This is a genomic window from Micromonospora sp. A200 (assembly GCF_029893845.1).
Classification (GTDB): Bacteria; Actinomycetota; Actinomycetes; order Mycobacteriales; family Micromonosporaceae; genus Micromonospora; species Micromonospora purpureochromogenes.
Genome location: NZ_JARXXY010000034.1, coordinates 38,854 through 55,791, shown reverse-complemented (window position 1 = coordinate 55,791; position 16,938 = coordinate 38,854). Strand labels below are relative to the sequence as shown.

Genomic DNA, 16,938 nt, shown 5'->3' with positions numbered 1-16,938 from the left:
GATCACAATGGTCGGTCCAGCCTGACCTACGAACGACTGGCGCGGCTGGGCCTCCATCGATGGTGGATGCCGCCGGTTGCTCTGGCGGCAGCGGGGTCGGTCGCCGCCATGACGGCGCCCGGCGAGCCGCACCGTCGGCCAGCGGCCCGACGCCGGTCACCCCGTCGTCCGGGACACCGCCGGCGTTCCCTAGGACCCGCGACGGTTTCCCACTCGTCATCAGAAGCCGCGGAGCTGAGGCGCCGGGTTTCGCGTCAGCGGTCCCGGCGCTGCTGCCCCTGGCGTCGCTGCGCCATGCCGCCCTGGATCGCCTCCCAGACGCTCCGACCGGCCTGCCGCAGCGTCTCGCCCGCCTGCCCGGCGAGCTGGGACGCCTGCGCGGTTCCACCCTGCTGCCGCCCGCCCTGGGTCGATCCGCCGCCCTCGGCCTCGCCGCGCGACTCGCGGTCGCCCGCGGTCGTACCCCGGTCGGCGGGCCGGCCCCCCTCGGCGCCCGCCCGGCCGGACGGCGCCGGGCCCAGCGGCGGCTCCTGCGGCGACCCCGCCGGCAACGGACCGGCCGGCGACTCCGGGCGAGGCCCCGCGGGCCGCTCCGGTGCGGTCGGCGCCGGTTGGCCGGCGGTCCGCCCACCTGACGGGCCCTCGGGGCCCGCCGGCCTCCCACCGGGGCCCACGCCGGCGGTCGCGCCGCCCTGCTGGCCAGCCTGGCCCGTCTGAGGTCCGGCCTCAGCGCCCTGCCGCCCGCCCTGCTGCCCGGCCTCAGCGGCCACCTGCGCTCCGGCCGGCATCCCCTGCTGCTGCGCCACCTGCCCGGCCTGGCCGGCCTGCTGGCCGGCCACCTGGCCGAGCTGGCCCACCTGCTGGCCGGCCTGGTTGACGACCGGCGTGGCCGCGTTGGCGACCCGGTCGGCCACCCGGTTGACGTCGTTCAGCGTGAGGTTCGCGCTGTTGGCCAGCGCGGCGATGATCTGTGGGTTGCGGTCGATGGTGCTCAACGCCCGGTCCAGGATCTCCAGCACCTTCTCCAGCCGGACCTTCAGCACCGCCTCCGCGCGGACCCCCTCGATGTCCAGCTCCACCTGTTCCAGGTGCACCCGCACGCCGGCGTCGAGCTGGAGCAGGTTGGCCAGCCGGGCGCGCAGCGACAGATCCGCATCGAGCCCGTCCACCGCCAGCCGGAGCGAGTCGACGGACAGCCGGGGGACGTCGAGCAGGACGTCCGGCTCGAGCTCCCGACCCCCGCCGGTCCGGTCCGGTCCGCGCGCCGCCGCCCCGCTCTCGCTCATGCTTCCCGCTCCCTCACCCGAGGCCCGGCCGTCGGGCCACGTCAGGCGCGGTTACCCGGTTTCCCGGTGGCCATCCGTGCCGCATCCGACACGGTGGGTTCCGAACGAGTGTCCGGAAGGGGGCAGTACGCGAAGCTGCACAGCGAGGCATCAGCCGGTATGGTCCGGGCCTATGGGACAGGAGATGGCGGACGTCCGGCAGGACGTCGAGCGGTACGCACTCCGCAGCACCCTCCTCGCCCCAGCCACGGCAGAGCAGGCGTTCGCGGTGTTCACCGGGGCGCTGGCCGACTGGTGGGTCCGCGAATACACCTGGTCGGGGCCGGAGGCGCTGGCCGAGCTGGGGATCGAGCCGAAGGCCGGCGGCATGCTCTACGAGATCGGCCCGTACGGCTTCCGCAGCGACTGGGGCCGGGTGCTCACCTGGGATCCGCCGAAGCGGCTCGTCTTCACCTGGCAGATCGGCCCCGACCGGGTGCCGGTGCCGGATCCGGCGCGGGCCAGCGAGGTGGAGGTGCTGTTCCTGCCCGACGGGTCGGGGCAGACCCGGATCGAGGTCGAGCACCGGCACTTCGACCGGCACGGCGCGGCAGCCGAGGGCTACCGGGAGGCGCTCACCGCCGGCTGGCACGAGCTGCTCAGCCGCTACCTGGACACCCTCACCCGATACGACGCCGAGCCGGGCTGAGCCAGCCCACCAGCCGGCCCGACCACGCGCTCACCGGCGGGCCGTTGAGCCGGCGGCGGCTGAACGGCGACGGCTGATCCGGGCGGCCGAACGACGGCGACACGAGCGGCAGGTGGGCCCGGCCGGAGCCCCGCCGCTCGGCCGGGGACGGGAGCAGCGTGGCTCAGCCCGCGATCCCCCGACCCCCGGCACCGTCGACGACTCCGCGACCGCCGAGGTCCGCCCGGCGGCCCGCCTCGGCCCCGGCGCCGAAGCCGGTGCCGGCCAGCCGGCGGACCGGGGCGGTACGCAACCTCGGGTAGACCTCGGTCACCCGGCGGGCCACCCGGTCCGAGCGGTCCGCCAGGACCAGCGCGACCGACGGGCCGTCCCGTTCGGCCACCGCGCCCGCCTCGGCGGCCCGCAGCCGCTCCCCGACCACTCGGGCGAAACCGGCCAGCCAGGAGCGGCGGAAGGCGGCCGGATGCTCGCCGGCCGGCACGGCCGTCCCGGACAGCCAGTGCGCAGCCTGCACCAACAGCGACGTGAAGAGCAGGTCGACCCGTTCCAAGTCGCTGGCGAAGCCGAACAGGTGCAGGGCGAAGCCGTCGCCCCGGGCCCGGCGTACGCAGCGGCAGCGCAGCGGGTCGGCGACCGCCGCGAGCAGCCCGGCCTTGTCCCGGGCGTACGGGGCAACGACGTCGACCACCCGGTCGCCGACCGGGTCGGTGGCCGGGTCGCGGGCGGCCAGCAGCGCCCGGTCGACGCCGTAGCGGGCGATCAGCTCGGTGGCCTTGGCGGTGAAGGCCGCCGACTCGGCGGGCGTGCAGGCCGGGTCCTCGGCCTTGGCCAGCAACTTGCGCACCTTGCTCAGCATCGCCTCGGACATGTCACCAGAGCTATCACATCGGCGGGATGGTCCACTCCGGACGAACCGCCGGTACCATCACCACGCTCGGCACCCTGTCCGCAACGCAGGGTGCACCCCCATCCCTGGAGGCAACCGCATGGCATCCCCGGTCGCCCGCCTGGCGGCAACCACGGCGGCGCTGTCGCTGCTCGCCCTCGGCTCCCCCGCACAGGCCGCCCCCGAGACCAACCTGTTCGAGTCGTACGCCACCTGCTACGGCGGCGCGGTCCGCTCGTACTTCCAGACCGGCGGCTGGGGCGGCGACGCCGGCCCGTACCGCACCAGCACCCGGTGCAAGGACATCAACGTCCGCAACGCCAGCGAGTTCGGCGTCGAGGCGTGCGTGATCTTCGTGGACAAGACGGACCGGTGCAACTACCGGACGTACCTGCCGTCGAAGTCGGGCTTCATCACCGTGGCGACGAACGTCCGGGACGGGGTCCGGTTCCAGGTCCGCTTCGAGACGCTGCGCTACGAGTACGAGCCGCTGGTGGCGTACCACGCGTACTGAGGGAGGCCGGCGCGGCGCCCGAACCGGGCGCCGCGCCGTCAACCGGCCCGACTGCGCAGGGTGGCCACGGTCGAGCCGGCGAGGGTGAGCAGACAGTCCGGCAGCAGGCCGTCGGCGGCCGCCGCCCCGAACAGCGCCTCGCCGGTGTCCGCGTCGTGGTTGGCGTACGCGCTGACGAAGCGGGCCACCCAGCGGGTGTCGTAACCGGCCTCGTCGATGCCGGGGAAGTCCAGCGCGCAGGCGCCGGGCGGCGGCGGGTCGCCGACCATGGTGGCGGCCAGGCACCAGGCCACCCCGTACGCCCCGGCGAGCCCGGACCGGTCGACCACGGCGTCGAACGTTCCCACCACCGCGTCACCGTCCCCGGCCAGCGCCGAACGGAGCACGGCGGTCGCGTCGTCGAGCGTCTGGTCAGGTACTTCGGTCACCTGCCGCACAGTAGGACGGCGGGTCAAGCGGTGACCCGGAACAGCCCGTTGATCACGGAGCGTAGCCGTGACGGATGGCCGACGCCTACCGGTGGCATCCACGCTCCCACCCGCCGCCCCGGCGCGCTATGGTGCCCAGCGGAACTCCCCAAAGGTAAGGACGACCATGCTCGTAACACGCGGCCCGCGCGCTGCCATCCTGGCGGCGGGTGCGGCGTTCCTGCTCGTCACCAGCGCCTGCGGGACGACCGACAAGCCCGAAGACACAGCCACCCAACAGGTGCGTCTGTACGGCACCGACGGCAACATGCTGAACTCCTTCGCCGGCGAGCTGAAGGAGCGCGCCGACCTGGTCGACGGCATGAAGGGCACAACCCCGCTGACGCCGCTGACGGACGACTTCAAGGACCGGCTACTGGCGGTCGATCCCAAGCTGACCGACTTCCTCTACGCCGCCGAGGCGTACGACGCGGTCATGATCAGCGCGTTGGCGGCGCAGCTCGCCGGCAGTACCGACCCGGCGGACATCGCCAAGCAGATAGTCGGCGTGACCAACAACGGTCAGCGCTGCTCGGACGCCGAGACCTGCCTGACCCTGGCCCGCGACGGGCAGGACGTGGAATACCGCGGCCCGTCGCTGACCCGGGCCGGCTTCACGGACGAGGGCGAGCCGGCCACCGCCAGCTACGCGACGCTGCACTTCGACGCCCAGAAGATCAACGACGCGAAGACCGAGTTCGTCGGCGCGGGCTTCGAGACGGCGGCGAGCACCAAGGCCCCGCCGAAGCCCAAGAAGCAGCGCGGCGGCAAGACCGACCGCAGCGACGGCTCCCCGCTGATCCTCGGCGGCCTGCTGCCGAAGACCGGTGACCTGGCCCTGGCCAACCCGCCGATCGCGGCGGGCGCGGCGCTGGCGGTCAAGGAGATCAACGCGGCCGGCGGCGTGCTGGGCGAGCCGATGGTCTGGATCGACGGCGACGACGGCACCAGCCCGGCGGTCGCCAAGGCCACGGTCGCCTCGCACATCAGCAACAAGGTGCAGGTCATCATCGGCGCCGGCGGGTCCGGCATCTCCAGCTCGGTGCTGCCGGACGTGGTCGCCGCGGGGCGGATCCTGTTCTCCCCGTCGAACACCGACTCGGGGCTGACCAAGGCCGACGACAAGGGCCTCTACTTCCGCACCGCACCGCCGGACAGCCTCCAGGGCCGGGCGCTGGCCGACGTGATACTGCGGGACGGTCCGCACAAGATCGTCGTGGTGGCCCGCAAGGACTCCTACGGTGAGGGTCTCCAGGAGACCGTTCGCGTCGAGCTGGAGCGGGCCGGGTTCGGCAGCGACCGGGTGAAGCTGCTGACCTACGAGCCGCCGGCGGACGGCGAGGGCGCCGACGGCGTCGACTTCGTCGGCACCGCGAAGGAGATCAAGAGCTACGCCCCGGAGGCGGTACTGGTCATCGGCTTCGCCGAGTCCGCCGGACTGATCCGGGCGTTGGACGACGCGGACGTGTCGATCCGGCACTGAGCACCGACGACGACGGCCGCACCGGGACATCCGGTGCGGCCGTCGCGCGTACGGGGTCGGTCAGCGGGAGCGGCGCCGCTCCAGGAACTCGGTCATCCGCCGCCGCTTCTCCTCGTCCTCGAAGAGCACCGCCTGGCTGACCAGGTCGAGGTGGGGGTGCGCGGCCGGCGGCGCGTCCACCGCCAGCTTGGTCAGCCGCAGCGCCAGGGCAGAGCCCTTCGCCATCTCGTCGATCAGCTCGTGCGCGCTCGGCAGCAGCTCGGTCGGTTCGGTCACCACCCGATTGACCAGGCCGATCCGCAGCGCCTCCTCGGCGTCCACCCGCCGGCCGGTGAAGAGCAGCTCCTTGGCCCGGGCCTCGCCGACCAGCGCGGGCAGCCGGTAGGTCGCGCCGGCGCCGGCCAGGATGCCCAACCGCACCTCGGGCTGGCCGAACACCGCCCGCGCCGTGCAGACCCGCAGATCGCACGCGTACGCCAGCTCGGCGCCACCGCCCAGCGCCGGCCCGTCCACCGCGGCCACGCTGGGCATCGGCAGGGCCCGGATCCGGGCGAAGGCCGCCTGGTTGATCGCGGCGAGGGCGTCGGTTCGGCCGCGCTCGCGCAGCTGGCCGATGTCGGCCCCGCCGGCGAAGATGCCCTCGGTGCCGCCGGTGAGCAGCAGCAGCCGGGGCCGGGCCTCCAGCTCGGCGCAGACCTCGTGCAGTTCGCCGATCAGGTCGGCGTCGATCGCGTTGCGCTTTTCGGGCCGGTCCAGCGTCACCACCAGCCGTTCCGGCAGCTCCTCGATCCGCAGCCCGCTCACCGGCCCGCCCCTTCCCCGTCGGCCTTGCGGCCGTCGACCCAGCGGTAGAAGCCCTGGCCGGACTTCTTGCCGAGCTTTCCGGCGGCGACCATCTCCACCAGCAGCGGCGGCGGCGCGAAGCGGTCGCCGTAGGCGGCCTGGAGAGTGCGCGCGATGTCGAGCCGGACGTCCAGTCCGACCAGGTCGGTGAGCTCCAGCGGGCCGAGCGGGTGCCGGTAGCCGAGCACCATCGCCTTGTCGATGTCTGCGGGGCTGGCCACCTCGTCGGCGACCATCCGGATCGCCTCCAGGCCGAGGGTGACCCCGAGCCGGGAGGTGGCGAAGCCGGGCATGTCGCGTACGACGACGGGGTCCTTGCCGAGCCGGCCGGCGAGCGCGACCGCCGCCTCGGTGGTCTCCCGGGCGGTCGCCGGGCCCACCACGACCTCCAGCAGGGCCATCGCCCAGACCGGGTTGAAGAAGTGCAGCCCGAGGAAGCGCTCCGGCCGGGCCAGCGGGTCGGCCAGCTCGGCGATCGGGATGCTCGAGGTGTTGCTGCCCAGCAGCACCGGGCGCAGCCCCTCGGCCTCACGCAGCACGGCACGCTTGAGTTCGAGCCGCTCGGGCACCGCCTCCACGACCACGTCCGGCTCCGGCGCGACGTCACCCAGCGCCGCGCGCAGGGTCACCCGGGCCCGGTGCCCGGCGGCCTCGTCAGCGCTCAGCTTCCCGCGTTGCACGGCCCGGTCCCACAGCTCACCGAGGCGCGCGGCCGCCGCCTCCGACCGGCCCCGGTCCACCTCGACCAGTTCGACGGCGTGTCCCGCACCGGCGGCGACGTAGGCGATCCCGAGCCCCATCGTGCCGGCACCGACGACGACAAAACGACCACTCATGACGCTCCCTCGCTGCGCGCGGCGACGCGCCGGGGTCTCCGTCGCGCCCTGCCGCCCGCTCCTGGGTGCGACCCTATGCAGCAGTGCCCCGGGCGGCATGCGTGGGGGACCGCCGGACCGGGTACAGACGGCCCTCAACGTCAAGGGAAGGACGTAGCGCATGAGCCAGGCACCGGAGACCGTGGACGGCACCGGCACCAGCGAGGGTGGGGAGACCGTGGAGACGCGTGGCGACGAGCGCGTCGACCTGCTCCGCGCCGACACCAACAACGACGGGAAGACCGACGTGTGGGTGGTGGACACCGACGGTGACGGCAAGGCCGACCTGTTCCAGTTCGACACCGACGGTGACGGCAAGGTCGACATCACGATGGTCGACATCGACGAGGACGGCACCCCGGACGAGGTGGTCGACGGCGACGGCGGGCTGCCGCCGGAGCAGCTGCCCCCGACCGTGCAGGTGTAGGCCGTGTTTCATGAGGGCGGTCGAGCCGAGGCGGAGCCCAGGCGGCGGTCCGGCAAGGCGCGGTTTCGTCCGGATACCGGTGTTGTATCCGGACGGAATCGCAACGCTGCCGGCCGTCGCCTGGGCCCGCCGCAGGCCGGCCAGTCCTCATGAAACACGGCCTACCCCGCGCCGGGGCCCCGGTCCGGGGTCCCGGCGGCGCGCTCAGCCCGGCAGCCGCAGGGTGGCCAGATAGTACGGGGCGTCCCGGTCGTCCACGTCGGTCAGCCGCCAGGCGGTGTCCCGGACCAGCTCGGCCAGCTCCTCGGCCGAGCAGACGAGGTAGTCGAACCATTCCGTGCCAAGCTCGCGGTAGCGCAGCCGCAGCCGCAACTGGCCGCCGAGCCGGCCACGCCGCCGGTTGAGCTCGTGGTAGCCGGTGTGCACCGGGTCCTTCGTGCCGTACGGGTCGGTGCCGTGCGCGATGACCTGCGCGCCGGGGGCGGCCATCGCGGCGAGCGCGGCCAGGAACGCCGCCGCCCGGTGCCGCCCCTCGATCAGCCCCAGGTTGTTGCCGAGCAGCAGGAACGTGTCGTACCGCCGGCCGTCGGCGGCGTGCTCGTCGACCGTGCCGAGGACGAGGTCGCGTACCCCCCGGTGCCGGCACACCCGCAGCGCGCCGACCGAGGTGTCCAGTCCGGTCACCGGTAGGCCGCGCTCCTGGAGCAGCAGCGCGATCCGCCCGCCCCCGACGCCGATGTCGAGCGTCGCGCCCCGGGCCCGGTCCACGGCCCGGTGGTCGTACGGCTGCCAGTCCTGCGGCCCGTCGAGGTAGTGCGCGGCGGGCGCGCCGTTGATCAGCCCGTCCTCCCGTTCGATGATCTCGATGACCGGTCGGGGCAGCCGCCCGCCCACCAGCGGCCGGGGACCGATGCCGGTGTGCACGGCGTACGCGTCGCGCAGCATCTCGCCGAACACGTCGCCGATCCTCGGTTCCCCGGTCACGGGGTTCACGCTATCCGTGCGGCCGGGACCTGTCGCGGTCGTATCCTGGCGGCGTGACCGACCTGGACCGCCTGGCGGCGGAGAAGTACGTCCTGCTGACGACGTTCCGCAAGGACGGTCGGGCGGTGCCGACCCCGGTCTGGGCGGTGCGCGACGGCGACACGCTGGCGGTGTGGACGGCGGCGGACTCGGGCAAGGTGAAGCGGATCCGGCGCGACGGCACGGTGACGGTGGCCCCCTGCGACGTGCGAGGCCGCCCGCGCGGTACGGCGGTCCCCGGGCACGCCGTGCTCTGCTCCCCCGAGGAGACCAACCGGGTCCGCGACCTCATCAAGCGGAAGTACCGGCTGCTGGGCCGGCTCAGCCTGCTGGGCAGCCGGCTGCGCCGGGGCGAGCGGGGCACGATCGGGATCCGGATCACCGTCCAGGAGTGAGCGTGGGAGCCCGGACATGGTTCAGGGGCGGTGGATCGTCGCTGTCGCGACGTCCGCCCGCCCCTGAGACCGGAACGCTTCTCGGTGTCGGTAGGTCAGTCTCCCTGACGCTGCTGCGGGATCTGCCCCTGAAGCAGGGCCCGAACCTCCGACTCACGGTACCGACGGTGGCCGCCCAGGGTCCGGATCGCGCTGAGCTTTCCCGCCTTGGCCCACCGGGTCACCGTCTTCGGGTCGACACGGAACATCGACGCCACCTCGGCCGGCGTGAGTAGCGGCTCTGGTTCGTGCGTTCGCGATGCCATCGGTCACTCCTCCACGTGTATAGACATCGGCCGGGGTCCCGCCGGCCGACGCGTCTCCCATGGTCCGGCTAGTCCCCGATGTCCGACATGGGCCGAACGGCCGAAGGTCCCTAGACGGACGGATGAACCATGCCCGATTTATCTGACTTTTACAGGGCAGAAAGTACCTTATTCGGACTCATGATCACGGTTCGTGATGCGTCAACTACGAGATCGCCTCGGATCTGACGGCATCGCTGGGTGGATTCGTGGTCAGTTGCACCGCTCGAGCAGCTGCACCGCACGCCAGCGGGCCACCAGCCGGTCGTACGCCGCGGAGGCCTCCTCCGCCTCGCCCCGGGCGAGCCCGGCCAGGCCGGCGGCGACCAGCTCCGTCGAGTCGTCCGCGGTCAGCGTCTCGTCGGAGAGCAGCTGCACCAGGCCGCCGTAGTCCAGCTCCACCACCGAGCGCGGATGGAACTCCTCCAGCCAGCGGGCGGCCTCCTCGACCGCCTCGGTGATCGGGGCGTCCCCGACCGACTTGCGCAGCACCGACAAGGCCCGGGACGACCGGCGGCGGGCCTTGGAGATCTCGGTGCGGTAGCGCAGCGCCCGCCGCCCGGGGTGGGTGACCAGGTCCCGCTCCGCCGGCTCGAAGAGCACGAACCACCGCAGCGGCACGCCCCAGGTGGCGATCTGCTCGTGTAGCCGCGGGACCCCGTGTTCGAGCACCCGCGCCCCGCTGCGCCAGTCGTCGACCACCGCCTTGGCCTGACCCGCCAGCACGGGTGGGACGAACGCGTCGGCGAGCACCGACGGCACCCCGTCCCGCGCGCTGAGCGCCGCCTCGGCCACCCGGATCCGCAGGTTCCACGGGCAGACCAGCAGCGTGTCGTCGGCCTCCAGGACGTACGCCTCGTCCGGCAGGTCGGGCAGCCGGGTCCAGCCCGCGCCGAGCGCCTCGATCACCGAGGTGCGCTGCCGTCCGGGGCCCTCCAGCGGGGCGACCGCCCGCCCCTCCCGCACGTAGCGCCGCCAGTACGACTGACGGTCCCGGTCGAAGGCGGTCAGCGGCTCGTAGACGCGCAGATAAGCAGCGAAGAGCGACGGCACGGCGCGATCCTCCCACGAGACGGGGCCCCAGCGCCGTCAGCGCCCGGCAGGCATGACGTGGACGGCGGTGCGGCGTGGACCGATATTAGGCTCAGCAGCACCGGCAGCATCCCGCCGGCGTCCACCAGGTCCGCGTCCCACAAGGGCGCACACCGAAACAGGAGCAAGCCATGGGCGTATTCGCGAGCACCGACGATCCGGGATCGACCGGTCACGAACAGGTCGTCTTCTGCCAGGACAAGCAGACCGGCCTCAAGGCGATCATCGGCATCTACTCGACCGCGCTGGGCCCCGCGCTCGGCGGCACCCGGTTCTACCCGTACGCCAGCGAGGATGCGGCGCTGGCGGACGTGCTCGACCTCTCCCGCGGCATGGCGTACAAGAACGCCCTCGCCGGGCTGGACCTGGGCGGCGGCAAGGCGGTCATCTGGGGCGACCCGGAGCAGATCAAGAGCGAGGCGCTGCTGCGCGCGTACGGCCGGTTCGTCGAGTCGCTGGCCGGCCGCTACTACACCGCCTGCGACGTCGGCACCTACGTCGCCGACATGGACGTGATCGCCCGGGAGACGCGCTACGTCACCGGCCGCAGCGTGGAGCACGGCGGCGCCGGCGACTCCTCGATCCTCACCGCCTGGGGCGTGTTCCAGGGCATGCGCGCCGCCGCCGAGCACGTCTGGGGCGCGCCGACGCTGGCCGGCAAGCGGGTCGGCGTGGCCGGCCTGGGCAAGGTCGGTAAGTACCTCACCAAGCACCTGCTCGACGACGGCGCCGAGGTCGTGGCGACCGACGTCAACCCGAAGGCCCTGGAGTGGGTGCGCACCACCCACCCGCAGGTCGAGCTGGTCGACGACGCCTCCGCGCTCGTCGCCGCCGACATCGACGTGTACGCCCCGTGCGCGCTGGGCGGCGCCCTCAACGACGACACCGTGCCGGCGCTGCGCGCCAAGGTCGTCACCGGGGCCGCCAACAACCAGCTCGCCCACCCGGGCATCGAGAAGCTGCTCGCCGACCGGGGCATCCTCTACACCCCCGACTACGTGGTGAACGCCGGCGGCGTGATCCAGGTCGCCGACGAGATCGAGGGCTTCAACTTCGAGCGGGCCAAGCTGCGCGCCACGAAGATCTACGACACCACCCGGGAGATCCTGCAGCTCGCCGACGACGAGGGCGTGCCGCCGGCGGTGGCCGCCGACCGGCTGGCCGAGCGCCGGATGGCCGACGTGGGCCGGCTGCGCAGCATCCTCCTGCGCTGACGGCAGCCCCCCGGGGTGCGGGCACCGCCCCGCGCCCCGGGGCTCCCCCGAGTAAGCTCCATTCGGGGAGTTCGTCACGATCTGTCCGGTGTCACGGCCGGCCCCGGCATCCGCTCCTTACCGGGTACACTCGGTGACGGCCGGATCGCTGCGACGCGCAGGGCCGGCTGACGGTAACCCGAGGTGCCGAACGGTGGCATCCCCATGTACCGTAAGAGCCACGAGAGATGCCTGACGTCATCGGGGCCCGCCTTCGGGCTGCCCCGCATTCTGTGCGAGGGGGTCGAGCCATGGGGCGCGGCCGTGCTAAGGCCAAGCAGACGAAGGTGGCCCGGGAGTTGAAGTACCACTCCCCGAACACCGACCTCACCGCCTTGCAGCGCGAACTGGCGGGTGCTGGTAAGTCTGAGCACAACTTCGACGACGACTACAAAGAGTATGTCGACGACGATGATGAGGATCACGCGGACGACGACCCGGATCCCTGGGTTCCTCCGACCCGCTGACCTCCGGTCGCATCTGAGCACGCGGTAACTCCCCGCGTGCTCACGCATGTGCCCGACAGAAGCGGCACCACGACCGACGATCAGGGACCTCGCCCCGCCGGAACGCTCTCCGGCCGGCCGGCAGGTCCCTGATCGCGGCCTGTTCAGCGCGGGCGGTTGTTCCAGTTGTAGAACGTCGGGATGTTCTCGAAGTGGTTCCACGCGCAGACCGCGCTGGCGCCGTCGGAACCCGACACCTCCGCCCGTGACCGACGCGCGGCCTCGGCCTCGTGGAGCAGGGCGGTAAGCCCTGGGGCGGCCTGCCGGACCCGGTCCACGACCGGATCGACGACGTCTCTCCCGACGTGCTCAGGCTGCCGGTGACTCGTGGTCTCGGGCATGCTCCAACACTCCCTCCAGTAGGCGGATCTTGCTGTTGCGGCAGTGCTCGGTCTCCGTACCGTCAAAACGCCCCAGCTCGAAGTAACGGTTGGCCGCGTGGCCGCCACCGCAGAAGCCGAAGTACGGGCAGGACGACCGGCACGCTTCGACCCCGGCCAGGAACTCGCCGACCCACGGCGTGCCCGCCGCGCCGGCCAGGATCTCGGCCAGCGGGGTCGCCAGCACGTTGCCGCTGCTGAAGTCGCCGTAGCGGGGGTGGGTGAAGCCGGCCAGCTCGGGGGAGAGCACGGTCACCGACCCGTCGTGGCCGATCGTGGGGATCGGGTCGAGCTGCCGGGGCAGCAGGTCGTCCGCCGCGCCGTCCAGCACCGCCGCGGCGTAGCGCAACGACCACTCCACCTCCCGCAGATGGATCCGGGGCGCCCGGCGCCAGGCCGCGACCAGCTCCGCCCAGAACGCGGTCACCGTCGCCGCGTCGTGCGCGTTGCCGCGGGTGTTGACCCCCTCGGTCTCCTCGATGTTGACGCCGAGCACGTCGCAGCCGAGGTCGAGGAAGTAGTCGTACAGCTCGGTGGCGTAGCCGGGGGCGGGCCGGCTCACCACGGCGAGCGCCGAGAACGGCAGGCCGTGCCGGCGCAGCGCCGCCACCCCCCGCACGATCCGGTCGTACGCCGGCTGCCCGGCCCGGGTCACCCGGTCGCCGTTGCGCTCCCGGGGGCCGTCCACGCTCACGCTCACCCGCACCCCGTGCTCGACGAAGAACGCGCACCAGGCGTCGTCGATCAGCGTGGCGTTGGTCTGGACGTGATGCTCCACCTGCGGCCCGAACGGGGCCATCAGGGCCGCCAGGTGCTCCCGGCCGGCCGCAAGGGGCTCCCCGCCGTGCCACACCACCGAGAACCGCCCGGTGGCCGCCCACGGGCCGACGGCGGCGGCGACCGCCTCCGCGACCGCCACCGGCATCCGCCGGTCGACGGCGCGGAACGGCAGGTAGCAGTAGACGCAGTCCAGGTTGCACAGGGTCGTCGGCTGCATCACCACGTACGAGGGGACTCCGGCGATGCCCCGCATCCCCGTCACGGGCTGTGCCCGAGCAGCCATCGGCCCTCCTCCCCCGTGCCTGAGGCCCTTCAGGCTAGGCGGCGATGGCCACTCGGGTGAAGCCCTGATCAGGTGCCCGGATGATCAACGCAGCGTGATCACCCGCGGGTGTGCTGCCCGATCATCTGCACGTTGCCGGAACCCTCGATGATCTCGCCGGCCTGCCAGGCGTCGACGCCGCGGCCGGTCAGGGTGGCCAGCGCCCGGTCGGCGTCCTCGGCCGAGACGATCGCGAACATGCCGACGCCCATGTTGAAGGTCGCCTCCATCTCCGGGTCCTCGATCCGGCCCTTGGTCTGGATCAGGTCGAAGACCGGCTGCGGCTTCCAGGTGGAGCGGTTGACCACCGCGTCGACGTGCTCCGGCAGGACCCGCACCAGGTTGCCCGGGATGCCGCCGCCGGTGACGTGGGCCAGCACCCGCACCTCGGCCTCGGCGATCAGCTTGAGGCAGTCCTGCGCGTAGATCTTGGTCGGGGTGAGCAGCTCCTCGCCGAGCGTGCGCTGCCGGCCGAAGTCCTCGATCACCACGTCCAGCCGCATCCGGCCCGCGCCGAGCAGCACGTGCCGGACCAGGGAGTAGCCGTTGGAGTGCAGGCCCGAGGAGCGCATGGCGATCACCACGTCGCCGACCTCGACCCGCTCCGGGCTGAGGATGTCGCTCTCCTCGACCACGCCGACGCCGGTCGCGGAGATGTCGTACTCGTCGGGGCGCAGCACACCCGGGTGCTCGGCGGTCTCGCCACCGAGCAGCGCGCAGCCGGCGTACCGGCAGCCGTCGGCGATGCCGGCGCCGATCTCGGCGACCTTGTCCGGCACGACCTCGCCGGTGGCGATGTAGTCGAGCAGGAACAGCGGCTCGGCGCCGCAGGCCACCAGGTCGTCGACGACCATCGCGACCAGGTCGATGCCGACCGTGTCGTGGATGTCCATCTGCTGCGCGATCACCAGCTTGGTGCCCACGCCGTCGGTGGACGAGGCCAGGATCGGGTTCTTGTACTTCTTGGTGTCCAGGCGGAACAGGCCGGCGAAGCCGCCGAGGTCGCCCATGACCTCCGGCCGCCGGGTCTGCTTGACCTTGGACTTCAGCAGCTCGACCGCGCGGTCGCCCGCCTCGATCGACACACCGGCGTCCGCGTACGAGACCGAGCGTTTGCGCGCCGTGCGGCCGGAGCCGGCCGTCCAGGGCTGGCGGTCGCCGCCGGCGCCCGTCGGGCTGCTTCCTGCGCCGCTGCGCTCGGACACGTGCGTCACGGTTCTCCCCTTTGGTTCACGGTGCCGCTCGGGGTGCCGGGCGGCGCCGGTGGTGCTACGGGTGGACGGTCGCGCCGCCGGGAGTGGCGACGAGCGGTGGGGCGGTGTGCCCGAGGTCGTCGGAGGGCTGGTTCGTGACCCGCCGCCCCACTCCTTCGAGCACGTGCTTGCCGATCAGGTTCCCGGCCGGCAGCTCGATCGGGTACTCCCCGTCGAAGCAGGCGCGGCAGAGCCGGGTCTTGGGCTGCTCGGTCGCGGCGATGAGACCCGGGAGCGAGACGTACCCGAGGGTGTCGGCGCCGATCGACCGGCGGATGCCCTCGTTGTCCAGCCCGTTGGCCAGCAGTTCGGCGCGGGTGGCGAAGTCGATGCCGTAGAAGCACGGCCAGTTGACCGGCGGGGAGGAGATCCGCACGTGCACCTCCAGCGCGCCCGCCTCGCGCAGCATCCGCACGATGGCCCGCTGGGTGTTGCCGCGCACGATCGAGTCGTCGACCACCACCAGCCGCTTGCCGCGCACGTTCTCCCGCAGCGGGTTGAGCTTGAGCCGGATGCCGAGCTGGCGCAGGGTCTGCGACGGCTGGATGAAGGTGCGCCCGACGTACGGGTTCTTCATCAGGCCGGCGCCGTAGGTGATGCCGGACTCCTCGGCGTACCCGATCGCGGCCGGCGTGCCGGACTCCGGCACCGGGATCACCAGGTCGGCCTCGACCGGGTGCTCCTTGGCGAGCTGGCGGCCGATCTGCACCCGGGCGGAGTGCACGTTGCGCCCGGCGATGGTGGCGTCCGGGCGGGCGATGTAGACGTACTCGAAGAGGCAGCCCTTGGGCTCCGGCGCGGCGAACCGGGCCGACCGCAGCCCCTCGGCGTCGATGGCGATCAGCTCACCCGGCTCGACCTCGCGGACCACGCTGGCGCCGACGATGTCCAGCGCGGCCGTCTCGCTGGCCACCACCCAGCCGCGCTCCAGCCGGCCGAGCACCAGCGGGCGTACGCCGTGCGGGTCGCGGGCCGCGTAGAGCGTCGACTCGTCCATGAAGACGAAGCTGAACGCGCCCCGCAGCTGCGGCAGCACCTCCAGCGCGGCGGCCTCCACGGACAGGTCGGGGCGGCTGGCCAGCAGCATGGTCACCAGCGAGGTGTCATTGGTGGCGCCGTCGGCGACCAGACCCCGCTCGGCGACCTCCTTCTGCAGCTCGGCGGTGTTGACCAGGTTGCCGTTGTGGGCCAGCGCGATGGTGGTGCCGGAGGTGGTGGACCGGATGGTCGGCTGGGCGTTCTCCCAGGTCGAGCCGCCGGTGGTGGAGTAACGGGCGTGCCCGATCGCGACATGGCCACGCAGGCTCGCCAGCGTCGGCTCGTCGAAGACCTGGGCCACCAGACCGAGATCCTTGTAGACCACGACACCGGAACCGTCGCTCACCGCGATGCCGGCGGCCTCCTGACCCCGGTGCTGGAGCGCGTACAGGCCGAAGTAGGTCAGGTTGGCGACCTCTTCGCCGGGGGCCCAGACCCCGAAGACGCCACAGGCGTCCTGCGGGCCGGGTCGTTGGGGATCAAGGTCGTGGCTCAGCCGGCCGTCGCCTCGGGGCACCCTGCCGCTCCCTCATGCTGGTCTGGACTGGCCTGGCGGAATCAGAGGTGCTGATCCGCGTTCCTCGGCCGGGACCACTGTCGTCGCCTGACAGTGTACGCGAATGGCAGTCGATACAGATAGTCACGATTTGGCTCCGGCGCGTCACCACGACGGTCGTGGAGTCGCTGCTAGAGCGGTAGATGCGCGGAAAGGTCCGCCCGGTTCCCACTCACCTGTACGCGACCCTCGGTGACGGCTTCGGCCCACGAGAGCCGGCCGGTCGCCAGCGCCAACCAGGTCGCCGGATCCATCTCCACCACGTTCGGCGGGGTGCCCCGGGTGTGTCGGGGGCCCGGAAGGCACTGAACTGCACCGTAAGGTGGGACACGCACCTCCACCGATCGGCCGGGGGCGCGCTCCGCGAGGGCGGTCAACAAGGCACGGACCGCCTCTCGGTACACCGGCCGTTCGGGCGTACGCCCCTCGTCGAGCGCCGACAACGCCGCCGCGACCGCGGCGGACTTAATGTGCGGAGAGGACACGACGGGACGATACGACTCGACGGCAGAGGCCGCGACGCTGGC

Annotated in this window: 20 protein-coding genes; 7 read left to right on the top strand and 13 right to left on the bottom strand. The window is 72.7% G+C overall.

All coding sequences use genetic code 11. The features are described from left to right. Positions 1 to 254: 254 nt before the first annotated feature. Positions 255 to 1,286 (bottom strand): hypothetical protein, encoded by a 1,032-nt coding sequence (locus M2302_RS26460; protein ID WP_280840548.1) that lies wholly within the window; start codon positions 1,284 to 1,286, stop codon positions 255 to 257. A gap of 172 nt (positions 1,287 to 1,458) precedes the next feature. Here M2302_RS26460 and M2302_RS26455 point away from each other — a divergent pair, with 172 nt between their 5' ends. Next, positions 1,459 to 1,974, top strand: coding sequence for an SRPBCC family protein (locus tag M2302_RS26455; protein ID WP_280840547.1), 516 nt, complete (start codon positions 1,459 to 1,461; stop codon positions 1,972 to 1,974). Positions 1,975 to 2,137: 163 nt separating this feature from the next. Here the strand turns inward: M2302_RS26455 and M2302_RS26450 are convergent, their stop codons facing one another. Next, a complete protein-coding gene (locus M2302_RS26450; RefSeq protein WP_280840546.1) occupies positions 2,138 to 2,842 on the bottom strand; it encodes a DUF2786 domain-containing protein in 705 nt (234 codons plus the stop codon). 118 nt (positions 2,843 to 2,960) lie between these two features. Between M2302_RS26450 and M2302_RS26445 the strand changes: the two genes are divergently transcribed. Continuing rightward, positions 2,961 to 3,374 carry a hypothetical protein gene (locus M2302_RS26445; protein WP_088959459.1) on the top strand — a complete coding sequence of 138 codons (414 nt, stop codon included), beginning with the start codon at positions 2,961 to 2,963 and terminating at the stop codon, positions 3,372 to 3,374. Positions 3,375 to 3,412: 38 nt separating this feature from the next. On the opposite strand, the gene M2302_RS26440 is transcribed toward M2302_RS26445, so the two are convergent. Next, the gene (locus tag M2302_RS26440) at positions 3,413 to 3,802 is read right to left on the bottom strand and encodes a hypothetical protein (RefSeq protein WP_154940641.1); all 390 of its coding nucleotides are present in this window, start codon (positions 3,800 to 3,802) and stop codon (positions 3,413 to 3,415) included. 166 nt (positions 3,803 to 3,968) lie between these two features. Between M2302_RS26440 and M2302_RS26435 the strand changes: the two genes are divergently transcribed. After that, positions 3,969 to 5,324, top strand: coding sequence for an ABC transporter substrate-binding protein (locus tag M2302_RS26435; protein ID WP_280840545.1), 1,356 nt, complete (start codon positions 3,969 to 3,971; stop codon positions 5,322 to 5,324). Positions 5,325 to 5,384: 60 nt separating this feature from the next. Here M2302_RS26435 and M2302_RS26430 read toward each other — a convergent pair whose 3' ends face one another. Beyond that, positions 5,385 to 6,128 carry an enoyl-CoA hydratase/isomerase family protein gene (locus M2302_RS26430; RefSeq protein ID WP_280840544.1) on the bottom strand — a complete coding sequence of 248 codons (744 nt, stop codon included), beginning with the start codon at positions 6,126 to 6,128 and terminating at the stop codon, positions 5,385 to 5,387. Further along, on the bottom strand, positions 6,125 to 7,003 hold the full coding sequence (locus M2302_RS26425) for a 3-hydroxyacyl-CoA dehydrogenase family protein (RefSeq protein WP_280840543.1): 879 nt from the start codon (positions 7,001 to 7,003) through the stop codon (positions 6,125 to 6,127). Before M2302_RS26425 ends, M2302_RS26430 begins: the two co-directional genes overlap by 4 nt. Before the next feature lie 160 nt (positions 7,004 to 7,163). Here M2302_RS26425 and M2302_RS26420 point away from each other — a divergent pair, with 160 nt between their 5' ends. Further along, complete coding sequence (locus M2302_RS26420) at positions 7,164 to 7,469, top strand: hypothetical protein (protein WP_154940649.1); 306 nt, start codon at positions 7,164 to 7,166, stop codon at positions 7,467 to 7,469. 204 nt (positions 7,470 to 7,673) lie between these two features. Here the strand turns inward: M2302_RS26420 and M2302_RS26415 are convergent, their stop codons facing one another. Then, a complete protein-coding gene (locus tag M2302_RS26415) occupies positions 7,674 to 8,453 on the bottom strand; it encodes a methyltransferase domain-containing protein (RefSeq protein WP_280840542.1) in 780 nt (259 codons plus the stop codon). Positions 8,454 to 8,506: 53 nt separating this feature from the next. Here M2302_RS26415 and M2302_RS26410 point away from each other — a divergent pair, with 53 nt between their 5' ends. After that, a complete protein-coding gene (locus M2302_RS26410) occupies positions 8,507 to 8,887 on the top strand; it encodes a PPOX class F420-dependent oxidoreductase (RefSeq protein ID WP_280840541.1) in 381 nt (126 codons plus the stop codon). Positions 8,888 to 8,982: 95 nt separating this feature from the next. Here M2302_RS26410 and M2302_RS26405 read toward each other — a convergent pair whose 3' ends face one another. Then, entirely contained in the window at positions 8,983 to 9,192 is a 210-nt protein-coding gene (locus M2302_RS26405) for a BldC family transcriptional regulator (RefSeq protein WP_007073996.1), read from the bottom strand. Positions 9,193 to 9,444: 252 nt separating this feature from the next. Beyond that, on the bottom strand, positions 9,445 to 10,284 hold the full coding sequence (locus tag M2302_RS26400) for a hypothetical protein (RefSeq protein WP_210774358.1): 840 nt from the start codon (positions 10,282 to 10,284) through the stop codon (positions 9,445 to 9,447). Positions 10,285 to 10,454: 170 nt separating this feature from the next. On the opposite strand from M2302_RS26400, the gene M2302_RS26395 reads away from it, so the two are divergent. Together M2302_RS26395 and M2302_RS26390 are read left to right on the top strand one after the other, a co-directional pair. Beyond that, entirely contained in the window at positions 10,455 to 11,537 is a 1,083-nt protein-coding gene (locus M2302_RS26395) for a Glu/Leu/Phe/Val dehydrogenase (protein WP_280840540.1), read from the top strand. Between the two features lie 290 nt (positions 11,538 to 11,827). Further along, positions 11,828 to 12,043, top strand: coding sequence for a DUF3073 domain-containing protein (locus M2302_RS26390; RefSeq protein ID WP_179802609.1), 216 nt, complete (start codon positions 11,828 to 11,830; stop codon positions 12,041 to 12,043). A gap of 143 nt (positions 12,044 to 12,186) precedes the next feature. On the opposite strand, the gene amcA is transcribed toward M2302_RS26390, so the two are convergent. The 5 genes from amcA to M2302_RS26365 all read right to left on the bottom strand — a co-directional run bounded on the left by amcA (position 12,187) and on the right by M2302_RS26365 (position 16,896). Beyond that, on the bottom strand, positions 12,187 to 12,423 hold the full coding sequence (amcA, locus tag M2302_RS26385) for a multiple cyclophane-containing RiPP AmcA (protein WP_280840539.1): 237 nt from the start codon (positions 12,421 to 12,423) through the stop codon (positions 12,187 to 12,189). Next, positions 12,392 to 13,495 (bottom strand): cyclophane-forming radical SAM peptide maturase AmcB, encoded by a 1,104-nt coding sequence (gene amcB, locus M2302_RS26380; protein WP_348529461.1) that lies wholly within the window; start codon positions 13,493 to 13,495, stop codon positions 12,392 to 12,394. Before amcB ends, amcA begins: the two co-directional genes overlap by 32 nt. A 128-nt stretch (positions 13,496 to 13,623) precedes the next feature. Beyond that, positions 13,624 to 14,778, bottom strand: coding sequence for a phosphoribosylformylglycinamidine cyclo-ligase (gene purM / locus M2302_RS26375; RefSeq protein WP_280840537.1), 1,155 nt, complete (start codon positions 14,776 to 14,778; stop codon positions 13,624 to 13,626). A 55-nt stretch (positions 14,779 to 14,833) separates the two neighbouring features. Next, positions 14,834 to 16,372, bottom strand: coding sequence for an amidophosphoribosyltransferase (gene purF / locus M2302_RS26370; RefSeq protein WP_280840536.1), 1,539 nt, complete (start codon positions 16,370 to 16,372; stop codon positions 14,834 to 14,836). Positions 16,373 to 16,542: 170 nt separating this feature from the next. Continuing rightward, on the bottom strand, positions 16,543 to 16,896 hold the full coding sequence (locus tag M2302_RS26365; protein ID WP_210774374.1) for a sterol carrier family protein: 354 nt from the start codon (positions 16,894 to 16,896) through the stop codon (positions 16,543 to 16,545). Positions 16,897 to 16,938: the final 42 nt, after the last annotated feature.